Below are 18,163 nucleotides of genomic sequence, written 5' to 3'. Positions count from 1 at the left end.
GCCCGCCTATCCCGCTGGAATGGTCACGATCGGCGTCTTCGCGTCCTGATTGGTTTCTGCCAGAGCCATCAACATCTGCACGACCGTGAATGCGTACTTCGAGTCGAAGTCACGTCGGTCAATCCAGTATTGCGACGGCCCATACTGAATGTCGATATAGGCATCTTCCGGCGCCTTCTTGCCCACATTGACAATGATCGTAGGCCGCGTCTCCACGCCGATCAATCCGATAGTCGGCTTGGTCGACCCGCGATTCACCAGCTCCTCGGGCACCCTGACCTGCGCGCCCAGGTCTGTCAGAATCCCAAGCACGGAACGCGTGACCATGGGAATCCGCTCGCCACGCTCGGCCGATTGCCCATAGACGACCTCATAGGTCTTGGTCTTCGGCGAAAGCTTGAGCAGCCTGCGGACCAGCGCAAGATCGGCTGTCGTCTGTCCGGTCTCGCCGCTCGTGGTCGCGCCAAGCGTGAAGTAGACGCGCCCGCCATGATCCTCGTCGCGCGACTCCACGTTGAGTTGCCCCGCTAGTTGAAGGCGTCGCAACGCCTGGATCAGTTCGAAGAATTCAACGCTGCCGTTCCCATTCGGGCCGCCCAGCGCGTTCGCGTTCTGCATGCCTCCTATCGACTGCGCGGTGATGCGCAACAGCAAGTCGATGGGGATCGCGCTCTCGGCGAGCGGCAACACCAGCGCGGGCGCAAGCGGGCGAATATAAGCTGTCGCGAACGCCTGCCCCGTGGTCGGCGTGAACGTGAACGTGGGATGGTTGGAGTATGAAACGCTGCCGTTGGCGGCGGCGAAATTCTGCGTGGTGTCGCCGGCGCTGAGGGTGGAACCGGCGGTGGCATCGAAGGTATAAGCGGCAATGATCTGGCTGACGCTCAGGAACGCAGGCGAATCGGCAAACCGGATGCCTACTATAGCTGCGAGTATTTCGCGCTTCTTGGCTTCACCCAGCGCTCTCGCGTAATCAACCTGATCGGCCTTGAGACGGTTTGCACCGATAGTGGTGCAGCCACTCGCGGCAACGCAAACACACAATACAGCGGACAGCAGGGCTTTTCGTCTCATTCACGATGACCATTGGTTAGGTAGTGCGGGCAGCAGGCTGCTGCCTAGCCAACGGCGGCGCTCGCAACTTCCGTTCCCTTCCGATCTGCTTTCTGGGCGGGCAATTCTGAGCGGAGAAACGCAAGCGTCAATGACGTAGTCAATCAGTCGTCCGGGCTCGTGGGCGTCTTCGTGTTAGCAGCGCCGGTTGCGCGGTAGACCCGGTAGCAACGGTCTGGGCAAAAGCCGCGCTCGGGAAAGCGATAGAAATGGTCGCGGATGCAAAGACCACCCGCGCAAAGTGAAATTTCGACATGGTCGTCTTCCAAGGCGTCGTTACTTACGCGGCATGGGCATGCCTGGAACAACGACAGCATAAAGCTGTAACCCTGCCGGACTCATTGCCCGTTCGCTTTGTTCTGCGCGCGGCGCAAGTTATCCGGGTAGTCGCTACGATCATCGGCCGGGTTATAGCCGTTCTTTTCCAGCTTACTCAGTTCCGCCGAATTCTTCGCCCATGCCGCTTCTCTATCGGCTTTGCGTTGCGCTTTCTGTGCCTGCCTGGGTGTGGGCGACGCCGGTGATGGCTCGGCCGGCGTTGCATCGGCGCCCTGGGCAAATGCGCCGGGCGTCGCGCCCAGCACTATGCCGAGCGAGGCGAGAACCGTGATTGAAGCAACCTGTACGCGTGGCATGGCATCCGCCTCCTGTCAAAAGCATGCCCGTCGAACCGAGTTACCCCCATCGGTACTATGCCGGGCCTGCTACCCATTCAATCGCGCCGCTGCGCGTTCAACGATTGCAGTGCGCTGAGCACGCTCCACTTCGCCGCGACTCCACACAAGATCCACCACCGCCTTCGGCGCTGTGTCAGGCGTACCTGAATTAAAAGGCGGCGCGGGCGCATATTCCAGTTGAAGCTGAATTGCCTGAGCCTCGGTTTCGCCGATCAAGCCGATGAGAAGCGTCAACGCAAAATCGATGCCCGCTGTCACCCCACCGCCCGTCATCAGATTGCCATCCTGGACAACGCGCTCTTTCACGGGAATGGCGCCGAAGCTCTCCAGGAAATGATGAGCCGCCCAGTGCGTGGTCGCGCGCCGTCCGCGCAGCAAACCGGCCGCTCCCAGGACCAGCGCACCGGTACACACCGACGTGACGAAGCGGGCCTGCGCCGCCTGCCGCCTGATGAAATCGAGCGTGATGTCGTCCTCCATCAACTTGCCGACACCCACTCCACCCGGCACGCACAAGACATCGAGCGCAGGGCAGTCAGCGTACGTAATAGTAGGCGTCAGCACGAGACCACTGTTCGCGTTGACCGGATCAAGGGTTTTTCCAATCAGGTGGACAGTCGCGTCCGGCACCGACGCGAACACGTCATGCGGACCGGTCAGGTCGAGTTGCTGAACGCGCGGAAAGACGAGGAAACCAATATGCAACGCCATGGCGATGAACCTTTAAATGGAAGTAGACGCACTCACAATACCTCGCTACGATTTGGCGAAATTGTCAATTAACCCTCGTTTCACGCCAACCCGGTTTCAAACCATGAACAACGTTGCGCGCCGTATCGACATCCTCGCGTTTGCAGACGTCCAGTTGCTCGACGTCGCCGGACCGCTCCAGGCTTTCACCTCCGCCAACGAACTCTCGCTGGCACGCGGAGCCGGCGCACCCTACAGTGCGCGCGTTGTCGCTACCGCCGCGGGGGAGGTTCAAAGCACCGCGGGTCTCGGCCTGCTCGCCCAGCCCTTGCCCACCGCTCAACAAACGACAGACACGCTGATCGTCGCGGGCGGACGCGGCGTGCATGCGGCATCGAAAGATCCCGCGCAGGTGGCCTGGGTCAGGGACCGCGCGGCACAGTGCCGGCGCGTTGCGTCGGTATGCACGGGCGCGTTTTTGCTGGCGGCCGCCGGCTTGCTCGATGAGCGCCGTGCGGTCACGCACTGGGCGCATTGCGAGGATCTCGGGCAGCGTTATCCGACTGTCCGCGTGGACCCTGCGCCCATTTTTATCCGCGACGGCGCGGTCTGGACATCGGCGGGTGTGACAGCCGGCATCGATCTCGCGCTTGCATTGATCGAGGACGATCTCGGGAGCGCGCTCGCGCTCGATGTAGCACGCGAACTGGTGGTGTTCCTCAAGCGGCCGGGCGGCCAGGCGCAGTTCAGCACGACGTTGTCATTGCAAAAAACCGGCGACCGCTTCGGCGACCTGCACGCGTGGATAGCCGAAAACATGGCAGCCGACCTGTCGATCGCGACGCTGGCCGAACGCACGGGCATGAGCGAGCGCAGCTTCGTGCGCCACTATCGGGCGCAAACGGGGATCACGCCGGCACGCGCCATCGATCAGTTACGTCTGGAAGCTGCACGTCGCCTGCTTGGCGATACCTCATTTCCGGTCAAACGCGTGGCCGCGCGCTGCGGGTTTGGATCGGAGGAGACCATGCGTCGCAGCTTCCTGCGTTCAATGGGTGTCACACCGCAGGCTTACCGTGAGCGCTTCTCCGCCGGCGGCGACGGCGAGGACGCACACGAGTCACGCCCGGCGAAGTTCACGCAGGGCTAGCGCCTACGGCAGCGCAGCGTCGTCCATCCGCACGGCCGTTCGCACCTTCGCGGATGCGGAAGATTTATTCTTTCGCGATAATGCTGCATTGCGCTTCGCTCACCACTCACAATTTTTCCTCAATGTCCATTATCGATGTCCCCAACGACCCGCTCACGCGCGTGATCCCGCCCTATGGCGCGGGTCCCGCCGAACTCGCACTCGCCGTCGGGGGCCTGGCGATCGGCACGGGTGAGTTCGCGTCCATGACCATCCTGCCGATCATCGCGAACGGTCTCGGTACGTCGCTGCCCACCACGGGCCACATCATCAGCGCGTATGCATTGGGCGTGGTGATCGGCGCACCGCTCATCACTATTTTCTTCGCGAAGCTCCCGCGCCGCGCCATGTTGATCGGCCTGATGCTGATGTTCGCGTTCGGCAACCTGCTCAGCGCGCTCGCACCGAATTACCCGCTGCTGCTGATCGCGCGCTTTATTTCCGGCGTGCCGCATGGCGCGTATTTCGGTGTAGCGGCGTTGACGGCCGCCTCGCTCGTACCGCCCGAGCGGCGCGCGCGGGCAGTCGGACGCGTGATGCTGGGCCTGACGATTGCCAATATTTTCGGCGTGCCGCTCGCGACCTGGCTTGGTCAATGGCTTGGCTGGCGCGCGGATTTCTTGCTTGTCGGCATGCTCGGCATTCTTACGATGATTGGCGTGCGCATCTTTCTGCCGCCCATTCACGCGGGCGGCGCTACGCCGCGCCGGGAGCTTGGCGTGTTCAGGCGCCTGCAAGTCTGGCTGACGCTGTCAGTGATCGCGGTCGGCTTCGGCGGACTGTTTGCGGTGTACACCTACATCACGCCAACGCTGCTGAACGTGACCCACGTGGCGCCCTGGCGCGTGCCGCTGTTGCTGGGCGCGCTGGGGGTCGGCATGACGGCAGGCAGCCTGATTGGCGGCGTCCTGGCCGACAAATCGCGGCTCTGGACCATCTTCGGCATGCTGATCTGGAACGCCGCCGCGCTGGCCGCTTTCGCTTATTCTTCGGCCAACGAATGGACCGCCACGCTCAACCTGTTCGCGATGGGACTCGGCATAGCCGTGGTCCCCGCCGTGCAGACGCGCCTGATGGACGTGGCCGGCGATGCCCAGACCGTCGCGGCCGCGCTCAATCATTCGGCCTTCAACATTGCGAATGCGCTGGGGGCGTGGGCAGGCGGCGTAGTGGTCGCGATGGGTTTCGGACTGGAGGCCACGGGCTGGACCGGTGCGCTGCTCGCCTGCGGCGGAATCGTGCTGCTGGGTGTTTCCGTAGCGGTGGAGCGGCGCTCATTGACGTCCCGTCCTGCGACGGTCTGCGGTTCGTCGGGCGCATGACGCGTACTTGCAATGCGCCGTATTGAACGCTCACCTGGGAGCAAAGCAAGGAACAGGACCGGTTGATCCTTACGAAAACCCTCAAGCCTCAAGTTGTAGTGCCGTTATAGTAATCAGGTGCGTGTGCGCACAAACGAAGGAGCGGGCGTTTTCAATCCTTCCAGTGTCCGGATGAAGAGTAGATAACATCGACATCGAACGAGATTGAATCAGGAGCCGGGCAACCTTCGGCTCGGAGCGCCGATGACCGTCTTTCCCGCGAACCCTGCCACGCCGATGGCCGACGACAGTAGCGACGACTCCGCCGCGGACGTCGCTCGCGCGATCGTTGACCCGGCGCGGTGGCCCCGCTCGGACAGCTCGGTCGATGTACTGTTGCGCACTGCCCGCGCTCGAGTCGATACCATCGACTGGGCGTGGTATCAGGTTGACGAAAACCTGCATCTCGCGGACCAGGGCGATGCCGCGCAAGAGTGGCCCAGCCTTCTCACGGCCGATACCTTCCACGCCTTTTGCACGGCCCGGCGTCTGTGTCTCTGGCCAACGGGCAGCGGCGAAAACATCCTCGGCTGGCTGCTCGCGCCTGCCAGCCATGCGGGAAGTCCCACGCTGTGCACCCTTGCCCGCAGCCTGGGTGAAGCCCTGCAGACCGACGCGCTGGCACGCGCGCAAAACACCCAGCGCGTACTCTATGAAATCGCCTATCTCGCGAGCTCCATGCGCGAACGATCGGCGTTCCTGCTCGGCGTGCACCGCCAACTCGCCACGCTGATCGACGCGGAAAATTTCTATCTCGCACTTTACGACTCGTCGAGCGGCGGGATCACCTACCCGTATTACGTCGATGTGATCGATACCTGCGCGCTTGAATGCGCGACCTACGACACGCTCGATCCATCACGCCTGTCGCTCACGGGCCAAGTGCTGAGTTCAGGCCAGCCGCTTCTGATCGACGCCGCCGGAATCCGCGCCGCCGAGCAGGAAGGCCGCTTCTTTTGCGTGGGAGATCGCCCCGAATTCTGGATGGGCGCGCCGCTCAAGAACGCCTCCGATGAAGTCTTCGGCATGATCGCCATGCAGGTGTACGACGTCGCCCGAATCTACAGCGTGGAGGACCGCGCGCTTTTCCTGGTCGTCGCCCGGCACGTGGCGATGGCGCTCGACCGGATCCTGCATCGCAACGATCTGGAAGAAACGGTATCGCGCCGGACTGCTGAGTTATCCGAATTAAACCATGCGTTGAGGCAGGAGATCGCAGAACGCAAACGCGCTGAACACTTGCAAGGGGCGTTGTTCCAGATCGCCGAATTGTCGAGCCGGCACGGCGACATGATGGCGTTTTTCCAGAGCCTGCACGGGATTGTCGGCGAGTTGTTGTATGCGCGAAACTTCTTCATCGCGCTGGTGGACAGGTCGACTGCGACCGTGTCCTTCCCCTATCATGTCGATGAACTGCTGAACGACCATCCCACGCCACGACGTAACCGGCGCGGCCTGACCGAGTATGTGATCAGGCAACGCCGCCCCTGCCTGATCGACCTCGCTGAAGCCATGCGGCTCATTGACAGCAATGAAATAGAACGCTCGGCCGAGGGCATCAAGCTGCGTTCGTGGCTGGGCATTCCGCTGTTCGACGGCGACATCGTGCGCGGCGTGCTCGCCGTGCAAAGCTATTCCACGCGCGTGCATTATTCGCTGCGCGACCAGGAACTGCTGACGTTCGTCTCGCGCCATATCGATACCGCCCTCTCGCGACGCAGCGCCGCCGAAGCCCTCCATGCGGCCAACCATGAGCTCGAAGAGCGCGTGAAGAACCGCACGCGCGAGCTTGATCTCGCCAACGCCCGGCTGCAATACGAAAACTCGCACGACGCGCTGACCGGACTGCCGAACCGCAGTCACTTGCTGCAGCGGCTGGGGGAGGCGTGGCTCGATCATCATGGCGAAGGTGAGCAACTGGCCGTGATGTTTATCGACCTCGACCGTTTCAAGGTGGTGAACGACAGTCTTGGCCATCATTTCGGCGACCTGCTGCTGGTGCAGGCAGCGGCCCGCTTGCGCAGCTGCCTGCGCGACGACGACCTGCTCGCGCGCCTCGGCGGCGACGAGTTCGCGGTGCTGTCGCCGGGTGCGCCGCTGGATACTGCCGTAGCGATTGCGGAACGGATCCTGGCGGCGTTCGACCTGCCGTTTCATATCGATGACCACGTAGTGTTCTCGTCGTGCAGCATTGGTATTGTCAGTCCCGACAGCCAGTTTCACAGCGAGCCGGCCGATCTGCTGCGCGATGCCGATACCGCCATGTATCGCGTGAAGAATGGCGGCCGCGATAGCTTCGTCGTGTTCAACCATGCGCTGCGCTGCGAAGTGTCCGATCAGGTCGCACGCGAAGGGGCGTTGCGCAATGCGCTCAAGCGCGACGACGAACTGGTGCCGTATTTTCAGCCTATTGTTTGCGTGAAGAGCGGCCAGCTCGTAGCGCTGGAAGCGTTGATCCGATGGCGCCAACCCGATGGCCGCGTCATCACGCCGGGCGAATTCCTGCCGGCAATGGAAGGCTTGCGCCTGATCGGGCGGCTCGATCTCTACATGCTCACGCGCGTCGCGGTGATCCTCGCGAAGCCGCAACACGCCGACTGGCCGCCGGTGCATGTGAACTGTTCGAGCTACAGCATGACGCGCCCGGACTTCGCCGACGACGTCCTTGCCCTGCTCGCGCGCCACGGCGTCGCGCCGTCGCGGATCTGCCTCGAACTCACGGAAGGCGCGCTGGTTGCCGAGCCCAATCTGGCCAGGCGCTCAATGCAACGTCTCGCCGATCACGGCATGTCGGTGGTGCTCGATGACTTCGGCGCTGGATTTTCGTCGCTGAGTTATGTGCATCAGTACCGCTTCAGCGGTCTGAAAATCGACCGGTCGTTTATCTTCGAACTGACTACCAGCCCGCGCAGCCGCGCAATCGTGCGGGCAATCGTGCGGATGGCGGAGTCGCTGGACCTGACGCTCGTGGCGGAAGGCGTGGAAGACGCCGCCACGCTCGCGGAGCTGCGGGAGATGGGTGCTGCGCAGGCGCAGGGGTATCACTTCGCCCGGCCGATGCCGCTGGACGAGCTCTTGCTGACCACCCTCGCGCCGCGCCTGGCAGGTGCTGCTCAAGAGCCTTGAGGGCATGATCGCCGAGTGGTGTGCTCACCACGCACCTTCGTGACTTCGCCTATCCTGTGGTCTGATCCGTCACGGCGAGACTGCCCATGCGCCCCACTTCCGCCGACGCCCGCCGTCGGCACCTCCTCCTTGCCGCCGGCAGCGCGCTGCTGCCTTTGAGCCTGCCTTTATGCGTGCCTGCGAGCTTCGCGCGAACGCCGCCCGCCACCGGCGTGCCGCTGCCGCACATGAACACGCGCCCTATCCCGTCCACGGGCGAAGCGCTGCCGGTGGTCGGTTGCGGTACCTGGCGCACCTTCGATGTCGGCGACAATCTACAAGCGCAAGCCCCGCTCGCCGAGGTGCTGCGCATCCTGTTCGACAACGGCGGCTCAGTCATCGATTCATCGCCGATGTATGGGTCTTCGGAGGCAGTTGCCGGGGCGGTGCTGACGCGCATCGGCGGGCATGGCAGTGCATTTGTCGCGACCAAGGTATGGACCGAAGGCCGTGAAGCGGGTATCGCACAAATGGAAGAGTCGATGCGGCGTCTTCAGCAACCGCGCATCGATCTGATGCAGGTTCACAATCTGCTCGACTGGCGCACGCAGTTGGCTACGCTGCGTGAATGGAAAGCGCAGGGCCGGATTCGCTATCTCGGCGTTACGCATTACACGTCGGGCGCGTTTGCCGACGTGGAAGCCGTGATGCGCTCGGAGACACTCGACTTTGTCCAGATCAACTACGCTGCTGATGACCGCGCCGCTGAAGAACGCTTGCTGCCGCTTGCGAGGGAACGCGGGATTGGCGTGATCGTGAATCAGCCGTTCGGCGGCGGCGGTTTGCTGGGCAAACTGAAGGGACAGCCGGTGCCCGAGTGGAGCAAGGAGATCGGGTGCGCGACCTGGGCGCAATTGCTGCTCAAGTTTGTGCTCGCGCATCCGGCGGTGACCTGCGTGATTCCCGGCACCGGGCGGCCGGAGTACATGTGGGACAATGTGCGTGCGGGATTCGGTAGTTATCCGGATCAATTGATGAGACAGCGCATTGCGGCGGCGGTGATTTGAGGATGTGGTTTTCGCTCGCGCCGGTGGACGGTTTTTTGGGGTTGGGGCGGTGGTGAGTTGCTAGGTTTGGGGCGGGCGGGGTCTATGCCGGGGTGGTCGGTTCTGGGGTTAGCGGTCGGGGTTGATGCCGGGGTGATCGGTTCTGGGGTTAGCGATTCTGGGTCAATGCTGGGTTGCTGCTTTCGGCCTTAGTGGTCTGCGAGAGTCGGATTTTCTCTTGATCACTGTTAGCCACTGTGCGTGGCGGCACGTCATTTCTTTGTCCAAAGCGACAAAGAAACGAAGCAAAGAAAGCGCTTTCAACCACACTACCCTAAGTGTCCACAGCGTGCAGTTTCTATTCATAGGTGCCCCAAAAGCACGGTGCTCGCCAGAGCCACGGATGTGTGAACCCCTCCTTCTCGCGAATCCTGACACGAACACGCTTCGCCCCGTACGCTCTCGGGCAAGCACAATTGCCAATGAACCCGCACGGCCTTACAGATATTTACGGCTGCGGTTTTTTGACAGGTTAGCTACTTGGTCTGTGCGACCGTATTCATAGGTCACAGCTTGATGCGTGTTTGTGTTTACTGCTTCAGTTTTTGTGAATCGGCTGCGCGTTCTGTACAGCTATTTTCGTCGGTTAAGGCCGTCCGCATCTTTGCGGCCTCGTTTCCAGCAGGGTTGGCGACATGGTTCGAGGCGCGTAAAAATTCGGAGCTCGGTTGTCCGCGGATAGCGCGGGGTGCTCCTTGGGCAGGTTCAATCACTGGTGGCGAAGCGTGTGGGTATCCGTGTTCGGAGAAGGAGGGGTTCACACATCCTCCGCTCTGGCGAGCACCGTGCTTTTGGGGCACCTATGAATCAAAACTGCACGCTGTGGACACTTAGGGTAGAGCGGTTAAAGCGCTTTCTTTGCTTCGTTTCTTTGTCGCTTTGGACAAAGAAATGACGTGCCGCCACGCACAGTGGCTAATAGTGATAAAGAGAATATCCGACTCTCGCAGACCACCACGGCCGAAAGCAGCAACCCGGCATCAACCCCGACCACTAACCCCAGAACCGACCAACCCGGCATATCCCCCGACCACTAACCCAACACCCCAGCATTCCTAATCAACAATTCCTCCACGCAAAAAAACCAATTCACCTCCCCCCTCGCCGACCAATGCTAAACGTAAAAGCAAGCGCCCCAACGAGCAACGCGCCCTTTATAAAATCCTGCATGTAATAAGGCGCATTGAGCATGGTCAATCCGTTGAGCAACACGCCAACAAACACCGCACCGACGGCCGAACCCAATACATTAGGACGCTTAGCCCCCCACACCGCATAACCAATAAGCGCGGCGGCAACCGCATCCAGAAGCAGCGAATTACCGGCGCCAACATCACCCCGCCCAACGCGTGCGGCAATCAGCGCGCCGCCCAGCGAAGCAATCACACCCGACGCGACATACGCCGCCACACGATAACGCGCCGTCGGCGCACCCGCCAGCCGCGCAGCCGTCTCGTTCCCGCCGGTCGCATAGAGCACACGCCCCCATCGTGTAAATTCCATCACGAGCACCGCGACCAGCGTCACCACCGCGAGCACGATGACCGGCACCGGCACGACATCCAGCCAGCGAGCCCGGCCCAATGCCAGGAAGGCCGCCGGAAACGATCCCGTGGCCTCCGTGCCATCCGGCAAGATCGTGCCAGTCGCGAGCGAGCGCCCACCCGTCGGAATCAACTGCAGTCCCGCTAGCAGGAACAAGGTTCCGAGCGTCGCGAGCTGGTCCGGGACGCGAAGACGCGTGATCAGCAAGCCATTGAAAAGTCCCGCACCGACACCCAACACAAGGCACGCCGCGACCGCTGCGAGCGCATTGCCATGCCACACAACGAGCACGTAGCTCGCGGCCATCTGCGCCGTTGCAGCCGTGCTGCCGACCGACAAATCGAAGCCGCCCACCGCCAGTGTAATGCTGACCCCCACGGCCAGAAGCGCGACAATCGATGCAGCCTGCAAGATGCTGAACAGATTGTCCACGCTCAAGAATGCCGGCTCACGCCATGTAAATACCGCACCCATCGCGACGAGCAGCAACAAGATGCCGCTGCGTTCCAGCTTCGTCCTGATGCTGGTATGTCTGAACTCCGTTCGAACAACGGAGCTTACTTCGGTAGAAGCGCCAGGTTTCATGCGTCAGGCTCCGGCAAGATCTTCAATGTTTGTTCCGATGATCGAACGATCGAAGCGCAGCACACGGTCTGCGACCTCGAACGCCTCCTCGATAGCGCTGACGAACACCAGCGTCACCCGCCCAGCCGCATTCGCTCGCAACACATCGGCAATGTCCGCGCGAGCGCCGGCGTCGACACCCTGAAACGGCTCGTCAAGCAACAGCATGCGGGCGGGTTCTGCATGCGAGCGCGCAAGTACCACCTTTTGCTGATTGCCGCCGGAGAGGTTGACCACCCGATCTGCCGGGCCGTTGCATCGAATGGAGAAACGCTCGATGGCGGACGCAGCCTCGCGACGTTCGCGCGACCTGTTGATCCACCCGCCCCTGAACCAGTTCGACAGAAACGGAAAACTCAATGTGCCTTCAATCGAGGCGAAGGGCACGCTGTCCGGAAAGAGCGACGAACTCCAGCGGTCCTCGCCTACAAGGAAGACGCCACGGCGGATAGCCTCGGCGGCAGAGCGCGGCTGCCACGGCTGGCCATCGAGTGTCATCGTGCCGGCAACCACTCGCTCGATACCAAACAACGTCCGGGCTAACCGCGACTTGCCACCTCCCAAGGGACCCGCAAACGCGACGATCTCGCCACGAGCAGCGTCGAAGTCGAGTGCCGGGCTATCGGCGCTTGGGAACAATTTCAAGCCCCGGACCTGAAGCCCCTGATTCGCCGTCGAACGCACCGCTTTTCGTTCACGCGTCTTCGGCAATGCGCGGCCAATCATCGTTTCAGTGGCATCGTCGAAATCGATCGGCGTTTTCAGATTGGCTACCAGCCGGCCGTCGCGGACAATCACAACCCTGTCAGCCATTCGCTTGAGATCACCGAGTCGATGCGAAACCAGCAGCATCGCGACACCGCGCTTGCGCAACATGTCGAGTGCGGTAAAAAGACGTTCGGCTTCGGTGGCCGAGAGGCTTGCCGTCGGTTCATCGAGTATGAGGACTGCAGGCTTGACGGCCAGCGCCCGGGCCAGCGTGACGAGCTGCCTCGTTGCAAGCGGCAGCGTGAACAGCGGCGCACGCAGGTCAACGTCAAGGCCAACCAACTCAGCAATGGAACGGGCCTCTTCAAGCCACGCCGCGGGCCTGATAAACCATGGCGTGGCCGCATTGTTGAAACGATCAAGCAGGAGGTTGTCCGCGACCGAGAGGGTGGGCACGACCGTATCAGCGATCGACTGATGCATTGTTGCTACACCCAGCGCCTTCGCTTCTTGCGGTGAGGCCGGCGCGTACGGCTTGCCATGCAGTTCAAGAGACCCGCCATCGCCGGGATAAACACCGCTTAGTATCTTGACGATCGTGGACTTGCCCGCCCCGTTGGCGCCCATTAGCGCCACGATCTCGCCCGCAGCAACTGAGAGATCGAATCGATCGAGCGCGACAGTCGGACCGAAGCGTTTCGACACCGACCTCGCGACTATCACGGGCAGGCCGGCTGTCACGTTTTTGCCGGGGTGGGCGCGTCTTCGTCGTCAATATCATGCTCGGTCGGCTCGTAGCGGATCAGCACCAGGAATGCGATTGGAATCACGGCGGCCAACGCAACGATCCAGAACATATCGGTGCCAAACCGGGCCTTGAGGATCGGCAAGACGAACAACGCGAGCGCACTTCCAATGCCAGCGAGCGATCGCCCGAAACCCACCCCGGTGCCGCGAATGGAAGTCGGATAAGACAAGGCCGGGTAGATCATCATCTGCGCGCCCGGGCCGAAACCTTCAGCGAACAACCACGTCCCCAACATCAGCACGGCAACACCAATACCTAGCGCCGCCTGCGGATGTCCGATCAACGCGAGCGCAATCAACGAAACGAACTGCAATGCAAAGCCCGCGATTGCCACGTGACGCGAGGGGAATTTATAAGCTAGCCGCATGCCGAGCAAACCACCTGTCAAAGCAAACAGCACGTTAAGCCCTAGCGATGCCGCGATCGTTTCAAACACGCCAGCACCCAGGAATTGCGACAGGATGGACGGCAGGAAGAAGGCGATCGCCGTATATTCGAACGGGATGCAGAGATTCATCACACTGGCAACGAGCGTTCGCTGCAGATAAGGCCGCTGGAACAGCACGCGAAATTTGACCGGTGGCTGCTTCGACGCTTTCTGCTCTTGTGTGTCGTCCACGGCATGCGCGTGAATGCCATACGACTCCCGCAAGATTCGCACCGCTTCTTTCAGATTGCCCTGATTCGCGGCCCACAGTGGCGACTCGTTCATGAACTTGCTGCGCACCATGATGATGATCAGCGCCGGTACGGCCCCGAAGATCAGCGACGCTCGCCAGAGCCAGTCGGCATGCTGAGCCGGCAAGAAGAAGTACAGCGCGAACACGATCAGGAAACACACCGATGACGCCGCGTACCACATCGGGCACCACGCTGCGAGCCGCGACGCTTTATTGCCGCGTCCATTGAATTTCGAAAACTCCGAGAGAAACGCCATCGCCACGGGAAGGTCGATCCCTACACCGAGTCCCATCACGAATCTCGCCGCTATCAGCACCCAGACATTCGGTGCGAGGCCGGCCGCAATGGCCGCGACAACGAAGAACAGCATGTCGGCCATGAAGACCTGGTAACGACCGATCTTGTCGGTGAGCCATCCGCCGGCGAGGCTACCGAGAATCGTGCCGATCATGATCGACGAGCTGACAAAGCCGCTTAACGCAGGGGTCAGATTGAATTCACGCGTGACGTCCTGAATGCCATATGACAGTGTCGTGAGATCGTAAGCGTCTAGAAAAACGCCGCCTAGCGCGAGCAAGACAATCACGCGCGCGTGATTGTTCTTAGCGACGCTCGTGTTGATCAGGCGCGATACGTCGCTGGCCGATCCGATCGGCAATGATGCAGGCAGGACGGTTTCAATGTCGACTGTGCTCAAGATACGGCTCCTTGGGCTTGCGGGTTGCAGGGCAAAGAAGCTTTATACGGATAGCTATCGCGTCACGCAAAGAATGAGTTTTTCTTTCGATATGAACCGCGTGATGGCAAGCCTTCATGGTCGCCCGCATGCGCTGGATTGAAGCGCTTGCCTTCACAGCCATGCGCATATGCAAAGCTGAAATCGTTAGAGCGCACCGTCTATTCGGGGACTAGATTGTCCGGTTGTTAAAGCGAAAATCGAGAAGCCGGCCTCCATGAGCAAAACCATCCATTTCAATGCGTTCGAGATGAACTGCGTCGGCCATCAGTCGCCGGGCCTGTGGTCGCATCCACGCGACCGCTCATCGCAATACAAGGACCTCGAGTACTGGACGGATCTCGCAAAAATTCTCGAAAAGGGTTTCTTCGACGGCATCTTCATAGCCGACGTGATCGGTTATTACGACGTCTATAAGGGCAGTAACTATCACGCGATCCATCAGGCCGCGCAGATCCCCGTCAACGATCCGCTGCAGCTTGCAGCGCCTATCGCGATGGTGACCGAGCATCTGGGCATAGGCATCACGGCGTCGACGACCTTCGAGCATCCGTACACCTTCGCTCGCCGCCTTTCAACGGCAGACCACCACACTAAAGGCCGTGTAGGATGGAATATCGTGACGTCGTATCTGGAAAGCGGCGCGAAGAATATCAGCGAAGGCGGCTTGCGAAAACACGCGAATCGTTACGAAGTGGCAGCGGAATATATTGAAGTGCTGTACAAACTTTTCGAGGGAAGCTGGGAAGAAGATGCCGTGGTACGCGACCGTCACAACCGGGTCTTTACGCATCCCGAGAAGGTCCATGAGATAGGTCATCACGGCAAATACTTCGACGTGCCCGGCTACCATCTTTGCGAACCCTCACCTCAACGCACACCTGTGCTCTATCAGGCCGGTGCGTCGGGTGCGGGCAAGGCGTTCGCCGCCCAGCACGCCGAATGCGTATTCGTCGCTGCGCCCACAAAAGAAGTGTTGAAGGCTTATGTTGCTGATGTCCGCGAACAAGCTGCGCAAGCGGGACGTGAACCGGGCGGATTGCTGATCTACAACCTGGTCACGGTCATCGTGGATGAGACGGATGCCAAGGCGCAAGCAAAGTTCGAGGAGTACCGCCGTTACACCTCGTACGATGGCTCGCTCGTGTTCATGTCGGGTTGGACGGGCGTTGATTTCGGTCAGTACGCGCCGACTGATCTGGTCAGGAAAGTGGAAACCAACGCTATTGTCTCCGCCATCGAACATCTGGCGGGCGGTGCGAAGTCCTGGACCATCGATGAACTCGCGGCATGGGGTGGTATCGGCGGCATGGGGCCGGTCTTCGTGGGTTCGGCGGCAACCGTTGCGGATATTCTGCAAACCTGGGTGGAAGAAACCGGCGTCGACGGCTTTAATCTTGCGTATGCGGTCGCTCACGAGACCTTCGAAGACGTCGTCAATTATCTGGTGCCGGAGTTGCAACGGCGCGGCGTTTATCGCAAGGAATATACGCCCGGCACGCTGCGCGAAAAACTGTTCGGCAAGGGACGCTTGTTGCCGGCAGGGCATCCCGGTGCGAGGTATAGGGACATCGAGGCGTTCAAGCGTGGCGAAGCGGCCGGATCATTCGTTACATCACATGAGTGACAGCCGGCGTTCTCTTTACCACTAACAAGGATCTCGTTCATCAACGAGCATTCTTCCACCCTCAATGCGGACCACTGCTGCCGACGTCAGACTCGCTTCACGACACGGTCCACACCGTCCTCCATAGATAGCCTCCAATGCCACGCGCTTGAACTGCGGCCCCTTATCCGCAGTTCAAGCGGTCTGCGTGGCAACGTCCCCTGTGACGTCTGCATGCGTTTCTTTCTGGCCGATTTCCGGGCGCTTCAACGTCCAGCCGGTTCGTGGACTTTATTGACGAACTGGACACAGCCGCGATAATACGACTCACCCACTTCGAACACACGCCTGGCGCTGGCGCGACTATCGGCTTCGGCATACCGTGTTCGCGAAATAACGCGCTTCGGGCACGGACGCGGCCTGAATTGATCTGAAACGCACCGCACAAGAGGCCCCATTCCGGTTACATACACAGTCGATACACGATCGGTTCACATCGACACACCAGACACGCCAGACAACGCGTGAAGCGCATCCTCGGTCAGATTACAAAATGGAAAGCTGAAATGAAGCTGTCATTCGAAGTCCTCGAAGCGCTGGACGCAATCGATCGCACCGGCACGTTTGCTGAAGCGGCCGAATTGCTGCACCGGGTGCCCTCGTCCCTGAGTTATCTCGTCCAGAAGCTCGAAAGCGATCTCGACGTTGCGTTGTTCGATCGCACTGGCAGGCGCGCGAGGCTCACGCATGCGGGACGTGTCGTGGTCGAGGATGGCAGGCGGCTGTTGCTCGCAGCCGAACAACTGGAACAGCGGGCGCAACGCATTCAGGAAGGCTGGGAGGCGGAGCTGCGAATCTGTATCGACGAGATCCTTCCGCTCGATGCTTTCTGGCCCTATGTCCACGCGTTCTATGACCTGAAAATGGATACGCGGCTGCGTCTGTCGAGAGAAGTGCTCGGTGGCACGTGGGACGCGCTGGTTACGCGGCGCGCGGATCTTGTGGTCGGCGCGGCCGGCGAGCCGCCGCATCTTCCGCATCTCGTGGCACGCCCGGTTGGGTCGCTGCGGCATGTGTTCGTGGTCGCGCCTGATCACCCGCTTGCGGACCTGCCTGAGCCGCTTGGAATAGATACCGTCATGCGTTATCGCGGCGCTGTGATCAGCGATACCTCTCGGGAGTTGAGGCCGCGTTCGGTCGCGACCGGGACCACGCAGGAATGCATTGCGCTGCCCACGCTTAGCGCCAAGCTCGCCGCACAGTGCGAGGGTTTGGCGGTGGGTACCATCCCGGAGTGTCTTGCTGCGAAACCGATCGCCGAGGGTAAGCTCGTGCCTAAGCGCGTGACGGGCATGCGAGAAGTCACCGATTGTTATCTTGCATGGCGCGACGATGAAACCGGGCGAGCGCTGCGCTGGTGGGTCGAGCAATTGGATCAGCCTGATCTGATCGATCGATTCATAGCGCGCATATGACGGGATTGGTTTTCGCTCGCGATTGGGGGTGGGTTTTGGGGGGCCAGGTTCTTGGGGTTAGCGGTTGGGGTTGATGCCGGGGTGGTCGGTTCTGGGGTTAGCGGTCAGGGTCTATGCCGGGTTGCTGCTTTCAGCGTTAGTGGTCTGCGAGAGTCGGATTTTCTCTTTATCACTATTAGCCACTGTGCGTGGCGGCACGTCATTTCTTTGTCCAAAGCGACAAAGAAACGAAGCAAAGAAAACGCTTTTAAAACACACTACCCTAAGTGTCCACAGCGTGCAGTTTCTATTCATAGGTGCCCCAAAAGCACGGTGCTCGCCAGAGCCACGGATGTGTGAACCCCTCCTTCTCGCGAATCCTGACACGAACACGCTTCGCCCCGTACGCTCTCGGGCAAGCACTATTGCTAAGGAACCCACACGGCCTCACGTGTATCTGCTTCTCCAGTTCTTCGTAGGTTAGCTGCTTGGTCAGCGCCCTTATTTTCGTGGGCTAAGGCCCAGGATATCTTCGCGGCCTCGTTTCCTGGCGGGTTGGCTACGAGGTTCGTCGTGCATACATACATGAACACGCTTCGCCACCCGTGCTCTCGCGCAAGCACGAATTGCTATGGGACCGGCAGGCCTCACGCGTATTTGCTTCTGCGGTTCTTCGTGGGTCAGTTGCTTGGTCGGCGCAGTTATTTTCGTGGGTAAGGCCTCATGTATCTTCGCAGCCTCGTTTCCAGGAAGGTTGGTT

General features: G+C 60.7%; 12 protein-coding genes. 6 read left to right on the top strand and 6 right to left on the bottom strand.

What is annotated here, in order from left to right; all coding sequences use genetic code 11:
• Positions 1–6: 6 nt before the first annotated feature.
• The 3 genes from HB376_RS03705 to HB376_RS03695 all read right to left on the bottom strand — a co-directional run bounded on the left by HB376_RS03705 (position 7) and on the right by HB376_RS03695 (position 2,501).
• The gene (locus HB376_RS03705) at positions 7–1,074 is read right to left on the bottom strand and encodes a hypothetical protein (protein ID WP_213762072.1); all 1,068 of its coding nucleotides are present in this window, start codon (positions 1,072–1,074) and stop codon (positions 7–9) included.
• Positions 1,075–1,451: 377 nt separating this feature from the next.
• Complete coding sequence (locus tag HB376_RS03700) at positions 1,452–1,748, bottom strand: DUF4148 domain-containing protein (RefSeq protein WP_213762071.1); 297 nt, start codon at positions 1,746–1,748, stop codon at positions 1,452–1,454.
• A gap of 69 nt (positions 1,749–1,817) precedes the next feature.
• Entirely contained in the window at positions 1,818–2,501 is a 684-nt protein-coding gene (locus HB376_RS03695) for a DJ-1/PfpI family protein (protein WP_213762070.1), read from the bottom strand.
• A 103-nt stretch (positions 2,502–2,604) separates the two neighbouring features.
• Between HB376_RS03695 and HB376_RS03690 the strand changes: the two genes are divergently transcribed.
• The 4 genes from HB376_RS03690 to HB376_RS03675 all read left to right on the top strand — a co-directional run bounded on the left by HB376_RS03690 (position 2,605) and on the right by HB376_RS03675 (position 9,202).
• The gene (locus HB376_RS03690; RefSeq protein WP_213762069.1) at positions 2,605–3,630 is read left to right on the top strand and encodes a helix-turn-helix domain-containing protein; all 1,026 of its coding nucleotides are present in this window, start codon (positions 2,605–2,607) and stop codon (positions 3,628–3,630) included.
• A gap of 122 nt (positions 3,631–3,752) precedes the next feature.
• Positions 3,753–4,991: an MFS transporter gene (locus HB376_RS03685; RefSeq protein ID WP_213762068.1), complete on the top strand. Its 1,239-nt coding sequence runs from the start codon at positions 3,753–3,755 to the stop codon at positions 4,989–4,991.
• A 243-nt stretch (positions 4,992–5,234) separates the two neighbouring features.
• Positions 5,235–8,156 (top strand): EAL domain-containing protein, encoded by a 2,922-nt coding sequence (locus HB376_RS03680; protein ID WP_255631146.1) that lies wholly within the window; start codon positions 5,235–5,237, stop codon positions 8,154–8,156.
• Between the two features lie 86 nt (positions 8,157–8,242).
• A complete protein-coding gene (locus HB376_RS03675; protein ID WP_255631145.1) occupies positions 8,243–9,202 on the top strand; it encodes an aldo/keto reductase in 960 nt (319 codons plus the stop codon).
• A 1,128-nt stretch (positions 9,203–10,330) separates the two neighbouring features.
• Here the strand turns inward: HB376_RS03675 and HB376_RS03670 are convergent.
• The 3 genes from HB376_RS03670 to HB376_RS03660 are packed head-to-tail and all read right to left on the bottom strand — an operon-like array spanning position 10,331 to position 14,304.
• Entirely contained in the window at positions 10,331–11,371 is a 1,041-nt protein-coding gene (locus HB376_RS03670) for an ABC transporter permease (protein ID WP_213762067.1), read from the bottom strand.
• 3 nt (positions 11,372–11,374) lie between these two features.
• Positions 11,375–12,859 (bottom strand): ATP-binding cassette domain-containing protein, encoded by a 1,485-nt coding sequence (locus HB376_RS03665; RefSeq protein ID WP_213762066.1) that lies wholly within the window; start codon positions 12,857–12,859, stop codon positions 11,375–11,377.
• Positions 12,856–14,304 carry an MFS transporter gene (locus HB376_RS03660; RefSeq protein ID WP_213762065.1) on the bottom strand — a complete coding sequence of 483 codons (1,449 nt, stop codon included), beginning with the start codon at positions 14,302–14,304 and terminating at the stop codon, positions 12,856–12,858. The genes HB376_RS03665 and HB376_RS03660 overlap by 4 nt, the downstream gene beginning before the upstream one ends.
• A 256-nt stretch (positions 14,305–14,560) precedes the next feature.
• Here HB376_RS03660 and HB376_RS03655 point away from each other — a divergent pair, with 256 nt between their 5' ends.
• Both HB376_RS03655 and HB376_RS03650 read left to right on the top strand, forming a co-directional pair.
• Complete coding sequence (locus HB376_RS03655) at positions 14,561–15,970, top strand: LLM class flavin-dependent oxidoreductase (protein ID WP_213762064.1); 1,410 nt, start codon at positions 14,561–14,563, stop codon at positions 15,968–15,970.
• A gap of 545 nt (positions 15,971–16,515) precedes the next feature.
• A complete protein-coding gene (locus tag HB376_RS03650; protein ID WP_213762063.1) occupies positions 16,516–17,424 on the top strand; it encodes a LysR family transcriptional regulator in 909 nt (302 codons plus the stop codon).
• The last annotated feature ends 739 nt before the right edge of the window (positions 17,425–18,163 follow it).

Source organism: Caballeronia sp. dw_19 (genome assembly GCF_018449515.1).
Classification (GTDB): domain Bacteria; phylum Pseudomonadota; class Gammaproteobacteria; order Burkholderiales; family Burkholderiaceae; genus Caballeronia.
Note: the sequence above shows the minus strand (reverse complement) of the source record. Positions and strands in the feature narration are given on the sequence as shown.

What these genes read in the sequence shown, in the direction of transcription:
- HB376_RS03705 (WP_213762072.1), bottom strand. Translation starts at nt 1,074, where the DNA reads ATGAGACGAAAAGCCCTGCTGTCCGCTGTATTGTGTGTTTGCGTTGCC.
- HB376_RS03700 (WP_213762071.1), bottom strand. Translation starts at nt 1,748, where the DNA reads ATGCCACGCGTACAGGTTGCTTCAATCACGGTTCTCGCCTCGCTCGGC.
- HB376_RS03695 (WP_213762070.1), bottom strand. Translation starts at nt 2,501, where the DNA reads ATGGCGTTGCATATTGGTTTCCTCGTCTTTCCGCGCGTTCAGCAACTC.
- HB376_RS03690 (WP_213762069.1), top strand. Translation starts at nt 2,605, where the DNA reads ATGAACAACGTTGCGCGCCGTATCGACATCCTCGCGTTTGCAGACGTC.
- HB376_RS03685 (WP_213762068.1), top strand. Translation starts at nt 3,753, where the DNA reads ATGTCCATTATCGATGTCCCCAACGACCCGCTCACGCGCGTGATCCCG.
- HB376_RS03680 (WP_255631146.1), top strand. Translation starts at nt 5,235, where the DNA reads ATGACCGTCTTTCCCGCGAACCCTGCCACGCCGATGGCCGACGACAGT.
- HB376_RS03675 (WP_255631145.1), top strand. Translation starts at nt 8,243, where the DNA reads ATGCGCCCCACTTCCGCCGACGCCCGCCGTCGGCACCTCCTCCTTGCC.
- HB376_RS03670 (WP_213762067.1), bottom strand. Translation starts at nt 11,371, where the DNA reads ATGAAACCTGGCGCTTCTACCGAAGTAAGCTCCGTTGTTCGAACGGAG.
- HB376_RS03655 (WP_213762064.1), top strand. Translation starts at nt 14,561, where the DNA reads ATGAGCAAAACCATCCATTTCAATGCGTTCGAGATGAACTGCGTCGGC.
- HB376_RS03650 (WP_213762063.1), top strand. Translation starts at nt 16,516, where the DNA reads ATGAAGCTGTCATTCGAAGTCCTCGAAGCGCTGGACGCAATCGATCGC.